Origin of the sequence: Parabacteroides distasonis ATCC 8503, assembly GCF_000012845.1 — a bacterium.
GTDB lineage: Bacteria > Bacteroidota > Bacteroidia > Bacteroidales > Tannerellaceae > Parabacteroides > Parabacteroides distasonis.
Window position 1 is genome coordinate 2,221,146 of record NC_009615.1, and the last position, 18,963, is coordinate 2,240,108.

The window sequence follows — 18,963 nt, forward strand, 5'->3', positions numbered from 1 at the left end:
GTTTAGGTTCATCGTAAATATCTCACTTCGGCAACGAGTGCCGGTAATCCTTGGGCGATGTACCTACTATCTTCTTAAAGATACGGCTGAAATAGTAGGGATCGTCAAAGCCCAGTTTCAAGGCGACCTGATTGATTTTCATATTTGTATGTAATAATAGCTGGCAAGCCCGGTCTATTTTCATATGTAAGAAATAATTCATCGGCGCATAGCCGGTTTCCTTGAAGAAAAGCCTGTACATATAAGATTCCGAATAGCCGAAATGAGAGGCCAATTCCTTTAATGTCAATTTATTTTCCAGATTCTCCGTCATGAAGTGGGTCGCCAAACTAATAAAGAACGTATTCTCCGCCTTGCTTTTGGAGAATTTAGCCTCCCTATACGTCTTCACATAGAGGAAAGAGGCGATCAAATGATTGAAACTTAAATTGACATAATTAACCGTAGCCTCATCCGTCCCGCTCTCCAACACGTTCAATAGTTCATCGAAGAAGGCGATACGATCGCCGATACGGGAATTATCATCCATGTCGATCGGGATCACCCCTTGCAGTTGATCGCTGATATACTTCGCCTTTTTCCCTTTAAAATGTGCCCAATAAATATACCAAGGATCATGCTCGCTCGAACCATATTGATGGGGCTTCTCTGCCGGGAGGATGAAAAAATGATTCTCGGGTACGACATATCGTTTTCCATCCAACACGTACCAACCCTCTCCTTTGGTGCAATAAATTAAAAGGTACTCTCCACAACCGGACGCACGATCAATATAATGGCTTTCCGCCTTCGGAAAATACCCCATAGAGTGTACGACCAAGTCCGCGACTAACGGGTTGTTCAACGCTTGTTCTATAACGTAGAAAGGATAGACAATCAATCGCTGACCGGAAAAACCATGCTTTATTTTCGCCATAAACCAGAACTTTTAGATGGTTACTGAATAACGCAAAGATAATCCATTTTTTTTAGCTAGATACTCTATTATCCAAATCCTTTATGTGCAGTATTTTTGCCAATGAACAAATAAACCATATCAAATGGCGTTATCATAAGGAGATAATTAAACTAAATATTCTAATATATGAAAAAGATCGTATCTATTTTTCTAGTAACCATTTACGGAATGTGTATGGTTGCATGTGGAAGTCGTTCCTCATCCACGGAAGTAAAAGATAATGTATTGACAGAGGAGGAAAAAGCGGAAGGCTACACCTTGTTATTCAATGGCAAGGATTTTACCGGTTGGAAAATGTTCAACGGGGGTGATGTCAAGGGATGGCAGGTAGAAGACGGGGTGATCGTCGGCTACGGAAACGGTGGTGACGTGATAGCGGATACTACGATCAAGGTAAGTACCGATATCGTTACCGTTAAGAATTACCATAACTTCCAGATCAAATGGGATTGGAAAATCGGGGCGCAAGGAAACTCAGGATTCTTATATCACGTACAAGAAGGGCCTAAGTACAAAGCTCCTTTTGAAACCGGCCCGGAATACCAGTTGATCGATGACGATAACTATCCTTGGGTCAGCGAGACCGGAAAAGAGGGATTGGAAGACTGGCAGAAAACGGGTTGCAACTACGCTATGTATGTACCGGAAACCAAACAGGTGAACCCTCCGGGAGAATGGAACTCCTCTATGGTACTTTACAAGGATGGATATGTTGAGCACTGGCTGAACGGAGAAAAACTATTCTCTTTCCAAGAAGGGTCCGAAGATTGGAAGATGCGTCGTTATAGCGGTAAATGGGAAGCTTTCCCCGATTACGGTATCTCTACCACCGGTAAACTTTGTTTTCAGGACCATGGAAGTAAAGTATATTTCAAGAATGTGAAGATTAAGGATTTAGACTAATTGTATTAAGAAATCAATGCCATGAATAGAAAAGAATTCTTTAAAGTATCTGCCGCAGCAAGTCTAGCGTCACTACTATCCCCTCTTTCCGCCTATGCGGAGAAATTCGAGTCGGAAGGTAAAAAGGTGAAAGTAGCCGTTATCGGTTGCGGAAGTGTATCTACCCAATATTTTCCCCATATATCGAAATGCCCGTATGTAGAAATCGTGGCTTGTTGCGATATCAAACCGGATCGTGCTCAAAAGGCGGCCAAGCAATATAATATACCTAAATGGTACAAGCATATCGATGATATGCTTAGCGGTTCCAAGTTCGACTTGATGCTTACATTGACCGATATGCAGGTTCACGGAGAGTTGAACCGTAAGGCTTTGATGGCGGGAAGAAATGTCTGGAGCGAGAAACCTTTGGCGAATTCCTATAAGGAAGGCAAAGAATTATACGATCTCGCTACGAGCAAGGGACTTCGTATCTGGGGTGCGCCTGCCGTTGTAAACAGTCCTCAATTTGCCTTTATGGCCGAACAAATCAATAAAGGAACCCTAGGTAATCTGGCATGTGCGCACGGACATTACGGACATGAAGGCCCTTCTTGGTCCGCTTTCTTCTACGAACCGCTAGGTGGCAGTATGCCCGACTTAGGAGTCTATAACATCGCTACCCTAACCGGATTATTGGGACCGGCTAAATCCGTTGTTGCCATGACTACAATCGTAACCCCGGAGAGAACCGTAGACGATAAGGGCAAAATCAAAGTTCGAGAAGAAGATAATGCCATGATTATCATGGAACACGAAAAGGGAGTCCTTTCTCATATCGAGTGTGGTTTCAATTATTTCGATCCATACGGACATTTAGGTAAAGGACAGGAGAAAGCGACGATCTCCTTATACGGTTCCCACGGCAATATGCATATGGTAGGTTACGACTGGGCACCAAACGGGGTGGACTTATCGACGATGGATCATCCGGTACCCCAACGTTTCGTTCCGGACACCAATGGCTATGTTTGGCAAGAAGGAGCTTCCGATATCAGCAAACACATGGCATTAAACACGGAACCACGTATAAATGTCGAGCATGCGTTACACGTATTAGAGATTATCGAGGCCGCCCGAAAATCACAAGCTACAGGTCAACGCATCCAGCTTGTATCGAAGTTTCCTTGGCCGATGGTAAAATAAATTAAGAAGTCTTAGTAGTGAAAAGAACGGGACATTTAATATATTTGTTCCTGTAAATACCAGAGAAACATGAGGAAGATAAGTGAAATTTTATGCTGCGTAGCCATACTTTGTTGTGCATTGAGCGCATGTAGCGACAAGCCGGCAACGGTAAAAGTCAGCAGTTTCAATATTTGGTTGAATACCCTAGGGGGAAAGCTTCCCCCTAGCCAGACAGCGAAAGTGATCGAGGCTAGCCAGACGGATATCGTAGGAATCCAAGAAGGGCATATCTATGAAGAAGACGGCATCAAGCACGATCATGTACCGGAAATCGCGGAATCCCTAGGTTTCCACCTTTTCAACCAAGGGGAGGGACATTATATCTTATCTCGTTATCCGGTCGTCGACAGTACGGCTTCCCGCTACGGGGTGAAGATACAAGTAGGCAAAGACAAATTCTGCTGGATGTTTAATTGCCATCTATATTATATTCCGTATCAACCTTATCAATTGAATGGGATTCCTTATGGCGATTATCCGTTTATCGATACCGAGGAAGAAGCTGTCCGGTTCGCCAACGAGGCCCGGCGTGAAGAAGTAACTCGTTATCAAAAGGATATACAGCAAGTCATGAAAGAAGGTTATCCTGTCTTTTTAACAGGAGATTTTAACGAGCCTTCTTTCTTGGACTGGACACAACGGGCCGCCGATGCCGATATCCACAAGATCAAGGTGGAGTGGCCGGCAACCAAGGCTTTCTCTGAGATCGGGATGAACGACTCCTACCGGACAATCCATCCGGACGAGGTCTCCACACCCGGCTATACATGGACTCCCGTTCCTAGCGAACAAGATATACTAGACCGTCTGGATTTCGTACTATATTCCGGATGTAAGGTAACAGACTCATTTATCACAGGCGAAAGCGAGGCCACCTCGGACGTGGTAGTCTCCCCTTACCCTTCGGATCATAGAATGGTAACCTCCTGTTTCAATTTCTAACAGTAACTACTAAAAAACAAATTATACAACATGGAATCAAGAAGAGATTTTCTGAAAAAAGCAGCCGTAGCGGCAGCTGGTCTAACAATCGTCCCCTCTAAAACGATCGCTGGATTAGGCCATAAGGCACCAAGTGATACAATGAATATTGTCGGTATCGGTATCGGTGGTAAAGGCCACCCGAACTTGGTCGGCATGAAAACCGAGAACATCATCGGGCTTTGCGATATCGACTGGAAATATGCGAAGAACTGCTTCGAGGAATTCCCGGACGCTAAACGTTATTGGGACTGGCGAAAGATGTTCGATGAGTTGGGCGACCAGATCGACGGTGTCATGGTAGCTACTCCGGACCATACTCATGCCACGATTGCGGCCACGGCCTTGACAATGGGGAAGCACGTATATTGCCAAAAGCCGCTTACCCACTCCGTTTACGAGAGCCGTTTATTGACAAAACTCGCCGCTAAATATAAGGTAGCGACCCAGATGGGTAACCAAGGGAACTCCGGCGATGGTGTACGTCAATTATGCGAATGGATCTGGAACGGAGAGATCGGTGAAGTAAAAGAAGTACACGCATGGACCAACCGTCCGATCTGGCCGCAAGGATTACAGCGCCCAACCGAAAAACAACGTTGTCCGAAGACGATGAATTGGGACTTATTTATCGGCCCGGCCGCCATGCGTCCGTTCCATGAGATCTACACCCCTTGGAACTGGCGTGGATGGTGGGATTTCGGAACCGGAGCTTTCGGAGATATGGCTTGCCACGTACTCGACCCGGTTTACCAATCCTTGAAGTTAGGTTATCCGGATCGCGTACAAGGCCGTTCTACCCAGATCAATACGGAATCCGCTCCTCAATCGGAGGTGGTAGAATTCCGCTTCCCGGCTCGTGATAATCTTCCAAAGGTAGCCTTACCGGAGGTGAAAGTATATTGGTACGATGGCGGTATGCTTCCTCAGCGTCCGGACTTATTACCGGATGGCGTAGATATGATGCGTGACGGTTTGGGTGGATGTATCTTCGTAGGTACTAAAGACACGTTGATCTGCGATTGCGGAGGTTTCAACTCCCGGTTATTATCCGGCCGTGTACCTCAAGTAACCCCTTATTTGCGCCGTATCCCGAACGCTACCGGATACTTCGACGGTTTCCATGAGCAAGACTGGATCCGTGCTTGTAAAGAATCTCCTGAGAACCGTGTGGAAGGAACTTCCAACTTCGCTTATTCCGGACCATTCAACGAGATGGTGTTATTAGGCGTATTGGCGATCCGTCTGCAAGGCTTGAACAAGAAATTGATGTGGGACGCCCAAAACATGCGTTTCACCAACATATCCTCTTCCGACGTATTGAAGATCGTAACCAGCGATGATTTCAAGGTGATAGACGGTCACCCCTATTTCGATACGAAATACGCGGAGTTCAATGCGCTAGAGGCTGCCAACGAATATATCAGACATACCTATCGTGAAGGCTGGAGCCTTCCGGAAATGCCGGTATAAGTATGAAACGATATATTATATTAGCACTATGTACGGTCATGCTCCTTGGGCAGGCCGTACAGCTGGCGGCGCAAAAAGCGGACTGGAAGGTGGGTATACAGACTTGGACTTTCCACAATCTTACGTTGATGGAGACCTTGGATAAGACCCAACAACTGGGCATGGGGTATGCGGAAGCTTTCTTTTTCCAAGAATTGGGTGCTCCGTTCCCAAAAGAGACCTATCTGAATTACGACTTGAGCGATGATAACTGCGCTTTATTACGCCACGAGTTCAAGATAAGGGGAATCAAGCCGATCGCCTTTGGTGTAGCCTCTTATGGGACTAACGAGGAATGGGATAAGTTCTTCGCATTCGCTCATAAAATAGGCGCACATATCGTGACTGTCGAACCGGAGTTAAACCAGTTGGACTACATCGAATCCCTCGCCAAGAAGTACGATATGGAGGTAGCGATCCATAACCATCCGAGTCCATGCATTTACGCAAGTGCCGAGGTGGTAGAGAAAGCGCTGAAAGGCCGTTCTCCCTTGATGGGAGTATGCGCCGATATCGGCCATTGGAAACGAGTGGGTGAAGATCCGCTCAAGAATCTCCAGAAGTTGTCCGGACGCATCAAGGTAGCACATTTGAAAGACCTCACCGACAAGATGGAAGACGCTACATGGGGAACCGGGATCTTACCGGTAAAAGCGTTCGTCAACGAGCTGAAGCGTCAGCATTTCAACGGGCTTATCTCCATCGAGTACGATGATTTCAAATCCGATATCCAAGAGATACGCAACAGCTTGGAATTCCTACAGAAATGCTCTAAATAAAGGCATACTCTTCCTTTAAAAACACCTATATCGGCATAGGCCCACACGTATATACGTATAGGCTTACGCCGATATTAATATGGGCCTACACGTATATACGTATAAGCCCACACCAATATATGCATAAAAAGTCGTTATTAAAACAATGGATTATCCACCTTTTCTCTCAGCAACGCCAGATCCACCACCTGTTGAATGTCACTCACATAATGGAACACCAAGCCTTTCAAATACTCCGGTTTAATCTCATTGATATCCTTCTCATTCTCCTTGCAAAGAATCAATTCCTTAATCCCGGCACGTTTAGCCGCCAAGATCTTCTCTTTGATACCTCCCACGGGAAGCACTTTGCCACGCAACGTGATCTCGCCTGTCATAGCCAAGTTCTTTTTCACCTTACGCTGAGTAAAGGCGGAGACAAGAGAAGTCACCATCGTTATTCCGGCACTCGGTCCGTCTTTCGGGATCGCCCCCTCCGGTACGTGGACATGCACATTCCAGTTCTCGAACAACTCCTCGTTGATATTAAACTGAGCCGCATGCGCATGGATATACTCAAGTGCCAACATGGCAGACTCTTTCATCACATCTCCCAGATTCCCGGTCAAAGTAAGCTTTGACCCCTTACCTTTACTTAAGCTCGACTCCACGAAAAGAATCTCACCACCAACAGCCGTCCAAGCTAATCCCGTAACCACGCCGGCATAGTCATTCCCTTGATATTTATCGCGGGAATATTCGACCGCCCCTAGATATTCATACAAATCCTCCGGCTTAATGCTCGTCGGGATAGGCTCGTCGCTAGCGACCTTACGGGCTAGCTTACGCATGATTTTGGCGATTTTCTTATCCAATTCCCGGACACCGCTCTCGCGTGTATAGGCTTCAACGATCACTTGTAAGGTTTTCTTGGGGAATTTCACGGAACCTTTCTTCAAGCCGTGTACATCCATCTGCTTAGGCACGAGATGCTTCGCTGCGATCTCTACCTTCTCCTCCATGATATAACCGCTCACCTCGATCAGTTCCATACGATCCAGCAATGGCTGGGAAATCGTATTCAAATTATTAGCGGTAGCGATAAACATCACCTTGCTTAAATCGTAATCGATATCCAGATAATTATCGTGAAACGCATTATTCTGCTCCGGGTCCAAGACCTCCAATAAAGCGGATGCCGGATCCCCCTTGAAATCATTCGTGATCTTATCGATCTCATCTAAGATAAAGACAGGGTTCGATGTTCCCGCCTTCTGTATATTCTGGATGATACGTCCGCACATAGCGCCGATATAGGTACGACGATGTCCGCGGATCTCGGCCTCATCGTGCAATCCACCTAAAGAAACACGTACATATTTGCGGCGCAAAGCCTCTGCGATGGAACGCCCCAATGAAGTCTTGCCGACTCCCGGAGGACCGTACAAACAGATAATCGGAGATTTCATATCCCCTTTCAGCTTCAATACCGCCAGATGCTCGATAATACGCTCTTTCACCTTCTCCAAACCATAATGATCACGATCTAAGACCTTCTGGGCATGAGATAAGTTGAAATTGTCCTTACTATACTCGTTCCACGGCAAGTTAACGATATTCTGGACATATTGCGTCTGTACGGAATAATCCGGAGATTGCGGATGCAATCGTTCCAATTTTCGCAATTCCTTCTCAAAGACCTGCGCTACCTCGGCAGGCCATTTCTTACGACTGGCTTTCTCCCGTAATTCTTTTATCTCCAACTCATTGATATTCCCGCCCAATTCCTCTTGAATCGTCTTGATTTGCTGTTGAAGGAAATATTCTTTTTGTTGTTGATTGATATCCTCATGTGTCTTCATCTGGATGGAAGCTTTCAACTCCACCAGCTGATACTCGCGGTTCAAGATAAAAAGTAACCGATACGCACGCTCTTTTAAGTCCCCGATCAATAACAATTGCTGTTTCTCGGCCGATCCACTCGGTATATTGCTACAAGAGAAATTGACCACATACAAGACATTCTTATTATTCTTGATCGAGAAGATCAAATCCCGGGGAGGTTCAGCCACGGCCCCAAGCATCTTGATGGTCAAATCCTTGATCGTTGAGATCAAAGCCTCGAACTCGCGGTCTGTCTTGTCCGGCTTCGTGTCCTCCAACACGGTGATCTTACCGGAAAGATACGGATCTGTCTCGGTCAACTCATTCAATTCAAAGCGTTTCTTACCTTGAAGAATAACAGTAGTACTACCGTCCGGCATCTCTAAGACACGAACGATGTCAGCGATTACCCCGGTTGTATATAAATCCTCTAAGATAGGATCTTCCGTACCCATCTCTTTCTGGCAAACAACTCCGATCAAACTCTTTTTATGTACAGCCTCTTTAATCAGGCGCATCGATTTAGGACGCCCGATAATCACCGGCAAGGCAACACCCGGAAAGAGTACCATATTCCTTAACGGAAGAATGGGTATAGTGTCTCCAACTTTCTCTATTCCTTCTGTGAAATCCTCATCTACATCGCATTCTGTAAGAATTGGCATTACGATACCAATATTGTCATCCAAGTCATCAAACGAATTCTGGCAAAATACTCTCGTCTTTTCTTTCATATATACATTCATCATTGTATATGTTAATACAATAAACGTGCCAAAGTTACAGCTTTTCATTCAATTCTTACTAATTTCGCGGCATACAATCGATAGAGATATGGCAAATCCTTATTTTCAATTCAAGAAATTTACGGTATGGCACGATAAATGTGCCATGAAAGTCGGAACGGATGGCGTTTTGCTTGGGGCATGGGCTAGCACAGAGAGATGTCAGAGGATTTTGGATGTGGGAACCGGAACGGGATTGATCGCCCTCATGCTGGCGCAGCGTAGCACCGCGATTTTAGACGCTATCGATATAGATTCAGACGCATGTTTACAAGCTCAGGAAAACATCGCGAAATCGCCTTTCGCCAACCGGATACAAGTCTATCAAACCTCGCTCTCCGAATATATGCCGGATGAGAATATCAAATATGACTTGATCGTATCCAACCCACCCTATTTTATTGATTCATTGAAATGCCCGGATACTAAACGTAATCTAGCCCGGCATACGGATACTCTATCACTCCCGGATTTATTGCGTGATAGCCGCAAACTGTTGGCACCCGAAGGAAATATCGCCTTGGTGCTTCCCTTCGAGCAACGGGAGTCTTTAATAGACATCGCTCGAGAAGAGTCTTTGTCTCCATCGAGAGAAGCCCACGTTTCCCCCATACCGGACGCCCCTCCTAAGCGTTTATTAATAGAACTCTCAGCGACGCCGGTAGCAAAGCCCAAGTCGTCTCATCTGACTCTAGAAATCGAGCGGCATCGATATAGCGAAGAATTCACCGCTATAGCTAAAGACTTTTACTTGAAAATGTAAGGAAGCTTTTTATCGAAGAAGCGAGTTACCTCGTCAAATAAATTATGTACCTCCTTGGTGAAAGACACAACCTCCGGAGTCAGCACATGTAAGGCTTTTGGTTCCACCGTAATATCGATACGGCGATCTGCCATGATCGGTTCTCCATCCAAGTGCATCACGCCCGGATGTTGGCGAATAATCGTGACTTGCTGGGCTTTCATCGTCTTAATCTTACTATTCCGATCAATCTGTTTGGTAAACAATTGAATGGCCAAAGGAGCGATATCCAATGGCATAAAAGGGGATAAGATCGTAACGTCCATCCGTCCGTCCTGTATATTCGCGTGCGGAGCGATAAACGCGTTATTACCATATTGCGAAGCATTCGCGCAAGCGACTAGAAACGCCTTCTCCTTGATCGTCTGATTATCCACCACCAATTCATAAGGCTCAGGCTTATAGCTCAGATACTCCTCTATCGTATTCTTTATATAAGTAAGAGAGCCGCGCCGTTTCTCATTCGCGAATTTCTGGCTGACGGCGGCATCAAAACCGACTCCACAGGTACAGAAAAAGACCTGTCCGTTCGCCCGGCAGCAATCTATCGTCGTAACATGCCCTTTCGCGATCAGATCGATAGCTCTTTTCACGTCCATCGGTATGTGCAATTCTCTAGCTAAGCCATTGCCCGAACCTTTCGGGATGATACCTAAGATCGCATTCGAATGGATCATAGCTCTCGCTATCTCATTCACCGTCCCGTCACCGCCTACCGCCAAAATATATTCAGCTCCCTCCTCTATGGCTTGCCGAGTCAACTCGCTGGCATGGCCTGCATACTCTGTAAAAGAAATGTTTAACGAACAGTTCTTTTTCGAGCAGATCCCTTCGATCATCTTAGGTATCTTGCGCTTCGACCCTACACCTGATATAGGGTTTATGATAGCTTGTACTTTTATATCCCGTTCGCTCATCCTCACTTCTTCTTTTTTATTTGAGAGGACAAAAATAATGCTTTTATAAAACTTTTAAAGCATTTCGACTACTATAAGTTATTTTTTTACTATTTTTGCGGCTGGATTTGCCGAAACATGGGATTATGTATGCGGCGAACCTGTGTTCTTTATTAGAATAAATAAATAGCGAGATAAATCATTCTCTTTTATAATAATATGAAACTTTTACAAGAGAAACTAGCAAAGTACGACGCTCCTCAAAGAGCCATGGCAATGGGAATCTATCCTTACTTCAGGGAAATCCAGAGCGATCAGGACACGGAAGTTCTAATCAGCGGGAAGAAAGTCTTGATGTTTGGTTCTAATGCGTACTTAGGATTAACCAATCATCCTAAAGTAAAAGAAGCAGCGATCGAGGCCATTAAAAAGTATGGTACAGGTTGTGCCGGCTCACGTTTCTTAAACGGAACGTTGGACTTACACCTCCAGTTGGAAAAACGTTTAGCAGAATTTGTTGGTAAAGAAGACGCCATCGTATACTCTACAGGTTTCCAAGTTAATCTAGGTGTTGTATCCTGTATCACCGGACGTGAGGACTATATCCTTTGGGATGAGTTGGATCATGCATCCATTATCGAAGGACATCGTCTTTCTTTCTCCACGAAATTGAAATTCAAGCATAACGATATGGACTCCTTGGAGAAACAACTCCAGAAATGCGAGCCAGACAAGGTGAAACTTATCGTTATCGACGGTGTCTTCAGCATGGAAGGTGATGTCGCTAAATTACCGGAAATCGTAGCTCTCGCAAAGAAATATAACGCAAGTGTAATGGTTGACGAGGCTCATGGTATCGGTGTATTCGGTGATCATGGCCGCGGTACTTGTAATCACTTCGGCGTTACGAACGATGTTGATTTGATCATGGGAACTTTCAGTAAGTCTTTCGCTTCTATCGGTGGTTTTATCGCATCAGACGAACCGGTTATCAATTACTTACGTCACCACTCCCGTTCCTATATCTTTAGCGCAAGCAATACGCCTGCCGCTACTGCCGCAGCGAACGCGGCATTAGATATTATGTTAAGCGAACCGGAACGTATCCAACATTTATGGGATTTGACTCATTACGCATTGGATGGTTTCCGTAACATGGGTTGTGAGATCGGACATACTTCTACCCCGATCATCCCGTTGTTTATCCGTGACAACGACTTGACATTCCTTATCGTAAAAGAATTATTTGAGGCCGGAATCTTCGTAAACCCGGTAGTAGCTCCCGCAGTTGCTTCCGAGGATACACTGATCCGCTTCTCCCTTATGGCTACCCACACGAAAGAGCAACTAGATTACGCTTTGGAAACAATCCACAAGGTATTCAAGAGCCATGGGTTGGTAGACTAATCGTGTAAATATATAAGAAAAGGCCCGAAGGTTAGGTATAACACCTATCTTCGGGTCTTTTTTTATAACTGAAAAAATCATAACTATGATTTTGAATGGGAATAAATCACTATTTTTGCATATTTAGATAAATTGGGTGGTTATGTCGATGGCCCTCTTACAAATTAAAAATAAATGGATTTCATATTAGATAAAGGAAGTAGCCATATGGGCTGCAAAGGTTGCAGCAAAAGGCAAAACAATAAACTGAATACCTATGATTGGTTGTGCGATGTACCCGACGCGGAAGGCTCGACTGACTTCGTAGAGGTTCAATTTAAAAATACCCGCAAAGGGTATTACTTGAATAGTGCTAAAATACCTTTGGAAAAAGGTGATATAGTAGCCGTAGAGGCAAGTCCCGGTCATGATATCGGTACGGTTTCTTTAACGGGAAAATTGGTTCTGCTGCAAATGAAGAAGAACAACGTGCGCACGGAAGCTGAGCCAAAACGGATTTACCGAAAGGCAAAACCGACCGATATCGAGAAATATGAGGAAGCGAAAGCAAAGGAACATGCCACTATGATTCGCTCGCGGCAAATCGCTGCCGATTTAGGATTGAATATGAAAATCGGTGATGTAGAGTATCAAGGTGACGGTAATAAGGCGATCTTTTATTATATAGCGGATGAACGTGTAGATTTCCGTCAACTAATTAAAGTGCTAGCGGAGGCTTTTCGTGTTCGTATCGAGATGAAGCAGATCGGTGCTCGTCAAGAAGCCGGACGTATCGGTGGTATCGGCCCTTGCGGTAGAGAACTTTGCTGTTCCAGTTGGATGACAAGTTTTGTATCGGTCGCTACCGGAGCTGCCCGTTATCAAGATATTTCCATGAATCCCCAGAAATTGGCCGGACAATGCGCTAAATTGAAATGTTGTATCAATTATGAGGTAGATACATATGTGGAAGCCCAGAAACGCCTTCCTTCCCGGGAGATTGTCTTGGAGACCAAAGATAATAATTACTATCATTTCAAGACGGATATTTTCAAACGGGAAATTACCTATTCTACGGATAAATCATTTGCGGCTAATCTTATCACGATTCCGGCAAGCCGTGCTTTCGATGTCATTAACATGAATAAGAAAGGCATGAAGCCGATATCTCTAGAGGCGGATACGAAGCCACAACCACCGAAACGAGACGCTCAAGATATTCTTGGGCAAGAAAGCGTCACACGTTTCGACTCTGTTAAAAAGAAAAAGAAAAAACGTCCTGCCAACAAGAATAATGGCGAGAACAATGGAAACGGGAACGGAGCTAACACCACCGCGACGGCAGTTACCAACACCGACGCACCTGTTTCTGAGAATAAGAACAACGGAGGAAACGGAGCCGGTGGCAATAATCGCCGCAACGGAGGAAATAATAGGAATAGCAATCGTGAGAATAACCGGGACAGAGAGAATAACCGGGAGAATAACAAAGATAATAGCCGGGAAAACAGTCGGGAGAATCGGGAGAACAACCGTGATAATAACAGGGAGAGCAACCGAAACAATCGCCCGAAACAAAGGCCGAGAGCTAATAACGATAAGCAATCCAACAATGACAAGCCTGCGAATAATGACAAACCTCAGCAACCGATCAAACAGGCCAGACCTGATAAAACGGAGAATAGGCCAGAGACAAAGCCTGAGGCTTAAAAAGTTCATTGCCGCCTGTGTAACATGCTTCTTATGCTTCTCTTGCGAGAATGAAGCTGTATACGATCAGTATCAAGCTATCCAAAACACCTCGTGGGAGAAGGATAAGGAGTACTATTTCACTTTCTTGATTAAGGATATATCGATTCCGTACGACCTAACCTTGGAAGTACGGAACAATAATATGTATCCATATCAGAACCTATGGGTATTTTGCAGCGAGGAACTTCCGATAGGTCCTTTAAAAAGGGATACGATCGAATGTATGTTAGCTGATGAGTTTGGGAAATGGTATGGGGACGGGATCTCCCTGTTTCAATCCAGTTTCCCGATACGGTCTGCTTACTATTTCCCCGTTAAAGGGCAATATACCTTTAGCTTCCGGCAGGGGATGCGTAACGACCAACTTCCGGGCATTCAGGAAATCGGCTTACGGGTCTTACCTTCTTCCACTAACGCTCCTTCCGAGAAGCGTCCAAACGAAGAAAAATAAACAATAAGATCGTAAATCCCCAAAGCGAGGAACCTCCATAGCTAAAGAAAGGCAAGGGAATGCCGATAACCGGAGTCAATCCCGTCACCATGCCGACATTAATCGCCAGATGGAAAAAGAATATGGAGGCTACGCTATAGCCATAGACTCGCCCGAAAGCATTATCTTGCCGCTCCGCCAATACAATCAGACGAAGAATAAAAAGTCCGAATACGATCAATACGGCAGAGGCTCCCAAAAAGCCTTGCTCCTCGCCTACCGTACAAAAGATAAAATCCGTATCCTGTTCCGGCACATACTTCAATTTGGTCTGCGTCCCATTCAAGAATCCTTTTCCGGATAATCCTCCGGAACCGATAGCGATCTTGGACTGATTCACATTATACCCCGCCCCGCTTGGATCATCCTCCAAGCCTAAAGAGACTTTAATACGAATTTGTTGGTGAGGTTCCAATATGTCATTAAACACATAATCCACAGAAAATAGGAAACAGATAGAACCTAAAGCGAACAGAGCGATTAACGCATAATGCCATACCCAGTTTCGAATGGATAAATAGAATAAATAGATTGACGCGGCTCCTACCAAGCCTATCGATATCCAAGCGAAGTTTACCGGGACAAACAAAGAAACGACATACCCGATCAAGAATGTCGAAGCAATTCCCCCAAGCATGATCTTAACGCTTATATAATCCTTACGGACACTCCCAACTAATCCCATGGTTATTAATAAGACAAGGCAAGAGACGATTAATTCACCCAATGGGGTAATACCCACCATCACCTCTGAATATTTCATTCCCGTAACGAAAAAGACGACCGCACAAACTCCTATCAACAAAATATATCCAGTCATTCCTTCCCGGTATAACATCAGGAAGAATGCCAAGTAAACCAATGCCGACCCCGTCTCTTTCTGTAAAAGAATACAAACCATCGGCAAGAAGATCAAGAACAAAGTGATTGAGAAATTCTTGACCGTCGTTAGCTTAAAGCCATAGCCATTCATAAACTTCGCCACGGCCAAAGCGGTAGCGAACTTAGCCAACTCCGCTGGTTGCAAACGGATAGGTCCCAATACGAGCCAAGAATGCGATCCCTTGATATTAGGTGCTAAAAATATAGTGGCGATCAACAATACGATCACGCACGCATAGATCAGATAGGCGAATATATCGAAGAAGTCACTTTCCAGCATCAATATGACGAAAATAAGGGCGAGTGAGGTACCGATCCAAATCATCTGCATCCCCGGACGGCCCGACGGGTCGAACAAGCCAACGTTATCAAACTCGTAGCTCGCCCCACAAATACTAAACCAACCGGCGATTACCATAATCAAATACAACAAAATGGTAATCCAGTCTACCGACTTCCATATTTCCGTTTTCCTATAGCGCATTGTTCGGTAGTATTACGGCATTCATAATATATTCCTCCGTCGCCTTGTTAGCCTCGGATATTTCTCCTTTCAAATATTTCTCCAACATCAATTTACCGATAGGCACCGCATAGGTAGCACCGAATCCGGCGTTTTCCACAAACACGGCAATGGCGACCTTCGGCTTTTGATAAGGAGCGAATCCCATAAAAATAGAATGGTCCTTACCATGCGGATTCTCCGACGTTCCCGTCTTTCCACAAACCTCGATATCCGGTAAAGCCGCCCCACGACAGGTTCCACCATAAGCGGTTCCCGTAACAGCCCCTCGCATACCCTCGGCAATATAACTATAATAATGCGTATCCACCGATGTATAATGCCTCTTACTATATAATGTATCCAGCGGAGTGTCTTGAATCTCTTTTACGACATGCGGAGTAATATAATATCCCCGATTAGCGACAGTAGCCGCCAAATTACAGATTTGCAAAGGCGTAGCCAATATCTCACCCTGACCGATAGCGATCGAGATAACCGTACTGGAATTCCAACGTCCCCGGTACACCTTATCGTAGAACTTACTATTCGGAATGAACCCTCGCTTCTCTCCCGGAAGATCAATTCCCAACTTATAGCCATATCCCATTGAGACCATGTGATTCTTCCAAACCTCAAAAGCCTCCTGTACCGAGGGATATCGCTTCCGGCTGTCGATCATATCATGCAGTCCCCAAGGGAAAAAAGAGTTACAAGAGGTCGCCAACGCCCCGACCAGATTCAGAGGAGACGGATGCCCGTGGCAAGCCGGCTTACCACCCCGGAAGGTGTATCCATGCGCACAGGTATATTGAGTTTCCGGGGTAATCACACCTTCTTGCAAGAAGATCAAACCTTGGGTCGGTTTAAAAGTAGATCCGGGAGGATATTGCGCCATGAGCGGACGGTTGAACAGAGGTTTCAACGGGTCCTTCTGCAAAGCCACGTAGTTCTTTCCCCGCTGGCGCCCGATCAAGATACTCGGATCATACGTAGGGGCGGAAACCATACAAAGCACCTCCCCTGTCTCCGGCTCTATCATCACGATACCCCCTAATTTATTCTGCATTAACTTCTCCCCATAAGCCTGCAAGTCCATATCCAAGGATAATTTCAAGTTTTTGCCGGATTCCGGCTGGATATCGTGCAGGCCTTCCTCGTATCGCCCCTTGATACGTCCGTGAGCGTCACGCAACAGGATCTCGACACCCTTCACGCCCCGCAAATATTCCTCGTACGATTGTTCGATCCCGGTCCTGCCGGAGTAATCGCCTTGTGTATAATAAGAGTCACTCTCTATATCTTTCCGGTTTACCTCGCCGATATTTCCCAGCACAAGAGCGGCATTGGGATACTCGTATTGGCGGATCGTGCGATTCTGTATATAGAAGCCGGGAAATTTGTATAACTTCTCCTGCAACACGCCATATTCCTGCGCGGAAAGCTGGTTCATAAATACTTGAGGGACATAGGAAGAATAACCGGGATTTAACCGCCGGTTCTTAATATCCGCTATACGTTTGAGGAATTGCTCTTTCGTGATGCCCAGCACATCGCAGAAATCGAGGGTATCGAAAGGCTGTATCTCACGCATGATAAGCATCACGTCGTAAGCGGGCTGGTTATAGACCAATAATTTACCATTACGGTCGTACATCATGCCTCGGGAAGGATATAAGGTCTTTTTCAAGAAAGCGTTACTATCCGCCCAAGCTTTATAATCGTTGTCGACCACCTGAAGGATGAACAAACGGATAATAAAGATGATAACCAACAGGATCACCGCCCCACCTAAGACATAGCGCCTGTTCTCAAACTCATACTTGGTATTATTCTCCACTTTTCTGAGACTCTATATTGAATGCTTCTACCGTACAAATCAATAAGGTTGTCATCACCACGCTCGAGAGGATACGGACAACCAGAAACAACGGGTCAAATAAAGTCAACGACTCAATCGCGAAAAGAGTCGTATGTTGTATCAACACAAACGATAACACATATCGGAAAAAGCCTCCGAAACCAAAGGTCTTATAAGACGGGTAAATACCTTCCGGCAAATCTTTCCCCATGAATACACGGATTAACGGCTCCCTGCAAAATCCCGCCAATGTACAGGCGGCCGCATGCATACCCGGTGTGTTGCTGAATGTATCGATAACCACCCCGGCTATGAAAGAGAAGAAAACGACTTGCGTCCGTGAGCTACCGACCGGCATCTTAATAATGAAATAGAGATACAGAAACGGGGTAGCGATCCGCAAGAAATGAATGTTGTTCAAGATCAAGACCTGAATCAACACAAACACCACGAAATATATGAAACCACGCAGTAAATTATTAATCATTTCTTTTCGCCTCTTGTTCTACACCAATTTGCTCCGTCTGACGGAAATTCTTGATAATACGCACGTTGTTCAACGCTTGGAAATCCGTAGCCAACTCTACCTGTAATGAATAGAAATTATCATCGTGTTGTTTCTCGAAATCAGCGACCGTACCTACGATAATACCCGAGGGGAATACGGCTGAGTAACCGCTCGTCACGATCGTATCGCCTTTCTGGAACTCCACATGGCGCGGCAACTCATCGAGGTTGGCGTACAGCGTATTGCGTCCATTCCAGCTTAATGACCCGAAATAACTACTACCTAATACCTTACAACTCAACCGGAACTTAGGATTCAGCAACGGAATGATCACGGAGAAATGATCGGAAACCGTCGATACGATACCCACCACACCTCGTTCCGAGACAACTCCCATATCGGGCATGATCCCGTCCAGCTTCCCTTTATCCACGGTAATATAATTAGACAAATGCGTGACACTGTTGTTCACTACATCCGCCACGACAAACGAATAAGGAAATTGCTCCGTCGAATCCGGCGCAAATCCCTTAAAACTAACCGTATCCGCAATCAGCGCATCTAACTGATCTTGCAGATCCAGCATTTGCAATTCCAACTGTCCGTTACGCTCCAATAACTCCTTATTGATATCCCGAAGATTCAAATAAGAAGTGACAGATCCGGATATCGAGGCGATATATCCTGTCACGACATTCGCTGAGCTGAATATAATATTCCGTTGGTACGCGTTATTACGATAGACCAACATCAACGAAACAGCCTCAAGCAGAATGAACAAAAACCAATGCCTCTTCCCGATCAGGAATTCTAGTAACTTACGCATAGGAATTGAAAACTGAAAGTTGAGAATTGAAAATTGAAAAGAACCAGACC

The 18,963-nt window shown here is 45.3% G+C and carries 16 protein-coding genes; 9 read left to right on the forward strand and 7 right to left on the reverse strand.

Annotation, left to right across the window (positions count from 1 at the left end):
- Positions 1–22 precede the first annotated feature (22 nt).
- On the reverse strand, positions 23–916 hold the full coding sequence (locus BDI_RS09345; protein WP_005854860.1) for an AraC family transcriptional regulator: 894 nt from the start codon (positions 914–916) through the stop codon (positions 23–25).
- Between the two features lie 168 nt (positions 917–1,084).
- Here BDI_RS09345 and BDI_RS09350 point away from each other — a divergent pair, with 168 nt between their 5' ends.
- The 5 genes from BDI_RS09350 (at position 1,085) to BDI_RS09370 (ending at position 6,360) form a co-directional block, all read left to right on the forward strand.
- Positions 1,085–1,861: a 3-keto-disaccharide hydrolase gene (locus BDI_RS09350; RefSeq protein WP_005854859.1), complete on the forward strand. Its 777-nt coding sequence runs from the start codon at positions 1,085–1,087 to the stop codon at positions 1,859–1,861.
- 21 nt (positions 1,862–1,882) lie between these two features.
- Positions 1,883–3,046 (forward strand): Gfo/Idh/MocA family protein, encoded by a 1,164-nt coding sequence (locus BDI_RS09355; RefSeq protein ID WP_005854857.1) that lies wholly within the window; start codon positions 1,883–1,885, stop codon positions 3,044–3,046.
- 69 nt (positions 3,047–3,115) lie between these two features.
- Positions 3,116–4,030 carry an endonuclease/exonuclease/phosphatase family protein gene (locus BDI_RS09360; protein ID WP_011966619.1) on the forward strand — a complete coding sequence of 305 codons (915 nt, stop codon included), beginning with the start codon at positions 3,116–3,118 and terminating at the stop codon, positions 4,028–4,030.
- 30 nt (positions 4,031–4,060) lie between these two features.
- On the forward strand, positions 4,061–5,542 hold the full coding sequence (locus BDI_RS09365) for a Gfo/Idh/MocA family oxidoreductase (RefSeq protein WP_005864916.1): 1,482 nt from the start codon (positions 4,061–4,063) through the stop codon (positions 5,540–5,542).
- 2 nt (positions 5,543–5,544) lie between these two features.
- A complete protein-coding gene (locus BDI_RS09370) occupies positions 5,545–6,360 on the forward strand; it encodes a sugar phosphate isomerase/epimerase family protein (protein ID WP_011966620.1) in 816 nt (271 codons plus the stop codon).
- A gap of 137 nt (positions 6,361–6,497) precedes the next feature.
- Here the strand turns inward: BDI_RS09370 and lon are convergent, their stop codons facing one another.
- The gene (gene lon / locus BDI_RS09375; RefSeq protein ID WP_005854849.1) at positions 6,498–8,969 is read right to left on the reverse strand and encodes an endopeptidase La; all 2,472 of its coding nucleotides are present in this window, start codon (positions 8,967–8,969) and stop codon (positions 6,498–6,500) included.
- A gap of 88 nt (positions 8,970–9,057) precedes the next feature.
- On the opposite strand from lon, the gene BDI_RS09380 reads away from it, so the two are divergent.
- A complete protein-coding gene (locus BDI_RS09380; RefSeq protein ID WP_036612898.1) occupies positions 9,058–9,771 on the forward strand; it encodes a tRNA1(Val) (adenine(37)-N6)-methyltransferase in 714 nt (237 codons plus the stop codon).
- On the opposite strand, the gene BDI_RS09385 is transcribed toward BDI_RS09380, so the two are convergent.
- On the reverse strand, positions 9,756–10,727 hold the full coding sequence (locus BDI_RS09385) for a diacylglycerol/lipid kinase family protein (protein ID WP_005854843.1): 972 nt from the start codon (positions 10,725–10,727) through the stop codon (positions 9,756–9,758). The genes BDI_RS09380 and BDI_RS09385 overlap by 16 nt on opposite strands.
- Positions 10,728–10,925: 198 nt before the next feature.
- On the opposite strand from BDI_RS09385, the gene spt reads away from it, so the two are divergent.
- The 3 genes from spt to BDI_RS20255 all read left to right on the forward strand — a co-directional run bounded on the left by spt (position 10,926) and on the right by BDI_RS20255 (position 14,295).
- The gene (gene spt, locus BDI_RS09390; protein ID WP_005854840.1) at positions 10,926–12,113 is read left to right on the forward strand and encodes a serine palmitoyltransferase; all 1,188 of its coding nucleotides are present in this window, start codon (positions 10,926–10,928) and stop codon (positions 12,111–12,113) included.
- A gap of 174 nt (positions 12,114–12,287) precedes the next feature.
- The gene (locus BDI_RS09395; protein ID WP_010183701.1) at positions 12,288–13,802 is read left to right on the forward strand and encodes a PSP1 domain-containing protein; all 1,515 of its coding nucleotides are present in this window, start codon (positions 12,288–12,290) and stop codon (positions 13,800–13,802) included.
- Positions 13,723–14,295, forward strand: coding sequence for a gliding motility lipoprotein GldH (locus BDI_RS20255; RefSeq protein WP_036628624.1), 573 nt, complete (start codon positions 13,723–13,725; stop codon positions 14,293–14,295). Before BDI_RS09395 ends, BDI_RS20255 begins: the two co-directional genes overlap by 80 nt.
- Here BDI_RS20255 and rodA read toward each other — a convergent pair.
- Genes rodA through mreC form a run of 4 tightly spaced genes read right to left on the reverse strand, consistent with a single transcriptional unit; the run spans position 14,255 to position 18,913 of the window.
- A complete protein-coding gene (gene rodA, locus BDI_RS09405) occupies positions 14,255–15,700 on the reverse strand; it encodes a rod shape-determining protein RodA (protein ID WP_005854836.1) in 1,446 nt (481 codons plus the stop codon). The two genes, BDI_RS20255 and rodA, sit on opposite strands and share 41 nt — an antisense overlap.
- Positions 15,690–17,558: a penicillin-binding protein 2 gene (gene mrdA / locus BDI_RS09410; RefSeq protein ID WP_011966623.1), complete on the reverse strand. Its 1,869-nt coding sequence runs from the start codon at positions 17,556–17,558 to the stop codon at positions 15,690–15,692. The genes rodA and mrdA overlap by 11 nt, the downstream gene beginning before the upstream one ends.
- Entirely contained in the window at positions 17,548–18,066 is a 519-nt protein-coding gene (gene mreD, locus BDI_RS09415) for a rod shape-determining protein MreD (protein WP_009275822.1), read from the reverse strand. The genes mrdA and mreD overlap by 11 nt, the downstream gene beginning before the upstream one ends.
- Complete coding sequence (mreC, locus tag BDI_RS09420) at positions 18,059–18,913, reverse strand: rod shape-determining protein MreC (RefSeq protein WP_005864901.1); 855 nt, start codon at positions 18,911–18,913, stop codon at positions 18,059–18,061. Before mreC ends, mreD begins: the two co-directional genes overlap by 8 nt.
- Positions 18,914–18,963 lie beyond the last annotated feature (50 nt).

Coding starts and splice junctions, on each gene's coding strand:
- BDI_RS09365 (WP_005864916.1), top strand. CDS start 4,061: ATGGAATCAAGAAGAGATTTTCTGAAAAAAGCAGCCGTAGCGGCAGCT.
- BDI_RS09360 (WP_011966619.1), top strand. CDS start 3,116: ATGAGGAAGATAAGTGAAATTTTATGCTGCGTAGCCATACTTTGTTGT.
- lon (WP_005854849.1), bottom strand. CDS start 8,969: ATGAATGTATATATGAAAGAAAAGACGAGAGTATTTTGCCAGAATTCG.
- BDI_RS09385 (WP_005854843.1), bottom strand. CDS start 10,727: ATGAGCGAACGGGATATAAAAGTACAAGCTATCATAAACCCTATATCA.
- mreC (WP_005864901.1), bottom strand. CDS start 18,913: ATGCGTAAGTTACTAGAATTCCTGATCGGGAAGAGGCATTGGTTTTTG.
- BDI_RS20255 (WP_036628624.1), top strand. CDS start 13,723: ATGACAAACCTCAGCAACCGATCAAACAGGCCAGACCTGATAAAACGG.
- spt (WP_005854840.1), top strand. CDS start 10,926: ATGAAACTTTTACAAGAGAAACTAGCAAAGTACGACGCTCCTCAAAGA.
- BDI_RS09345 (WP_005854860.1), bottom strand. CDS start 916: ATGGCGAAAATAAAGCATGGTTTTTCCGGTCAGCGATTGATTGTCTAT.
- BDI_RS09380 (WP_036612898.1), top strand. CDS start 9,058: ATGGCAAATCCTTATTTTCAATTCAAGAAATTTACGGTATGGCACGAT.
- BDI_RS09370 (WP_011966620.1), top strand. CDS start 5,545: ATGAAACGATATATTATATTAGCACTATGTACGGTCATGCTCCTTGGG.
- mreD (WP_009275822.1), bottom strand. CDS start 18,066: ATGATTAATAATTTACTGCGTGGTTTCATATATTTCGTGGTGTTTGTG.
- BDI_RS09395 (WP_010183701.1), top strand. CDS start 12,288: ATGGATTTCATATTAGATAAAGGAAGTAGCCATATGGGCTGCAAAGGT.
- BDI_RS09355 (WP_005854857.1), top strand. CDS start 1,883: ATGAATAGAAAAGAATTCTTTAAAGTATCTGCCGCAGCAAGTCTAGCG.
- BDI_RS09350 (WP_005854859.1), top strand. CDS start 1,085: ATGAAAAAGATCGTATCTATTTTTCTAGTAACCATTTACGGAATGTGT.
- rodA (WP_005854836.1), bottom strand. CDS start 15,700: ATGCGCTATAGGAAAACGGAAATATGGAAGTCGGTAGACTGGATTACC.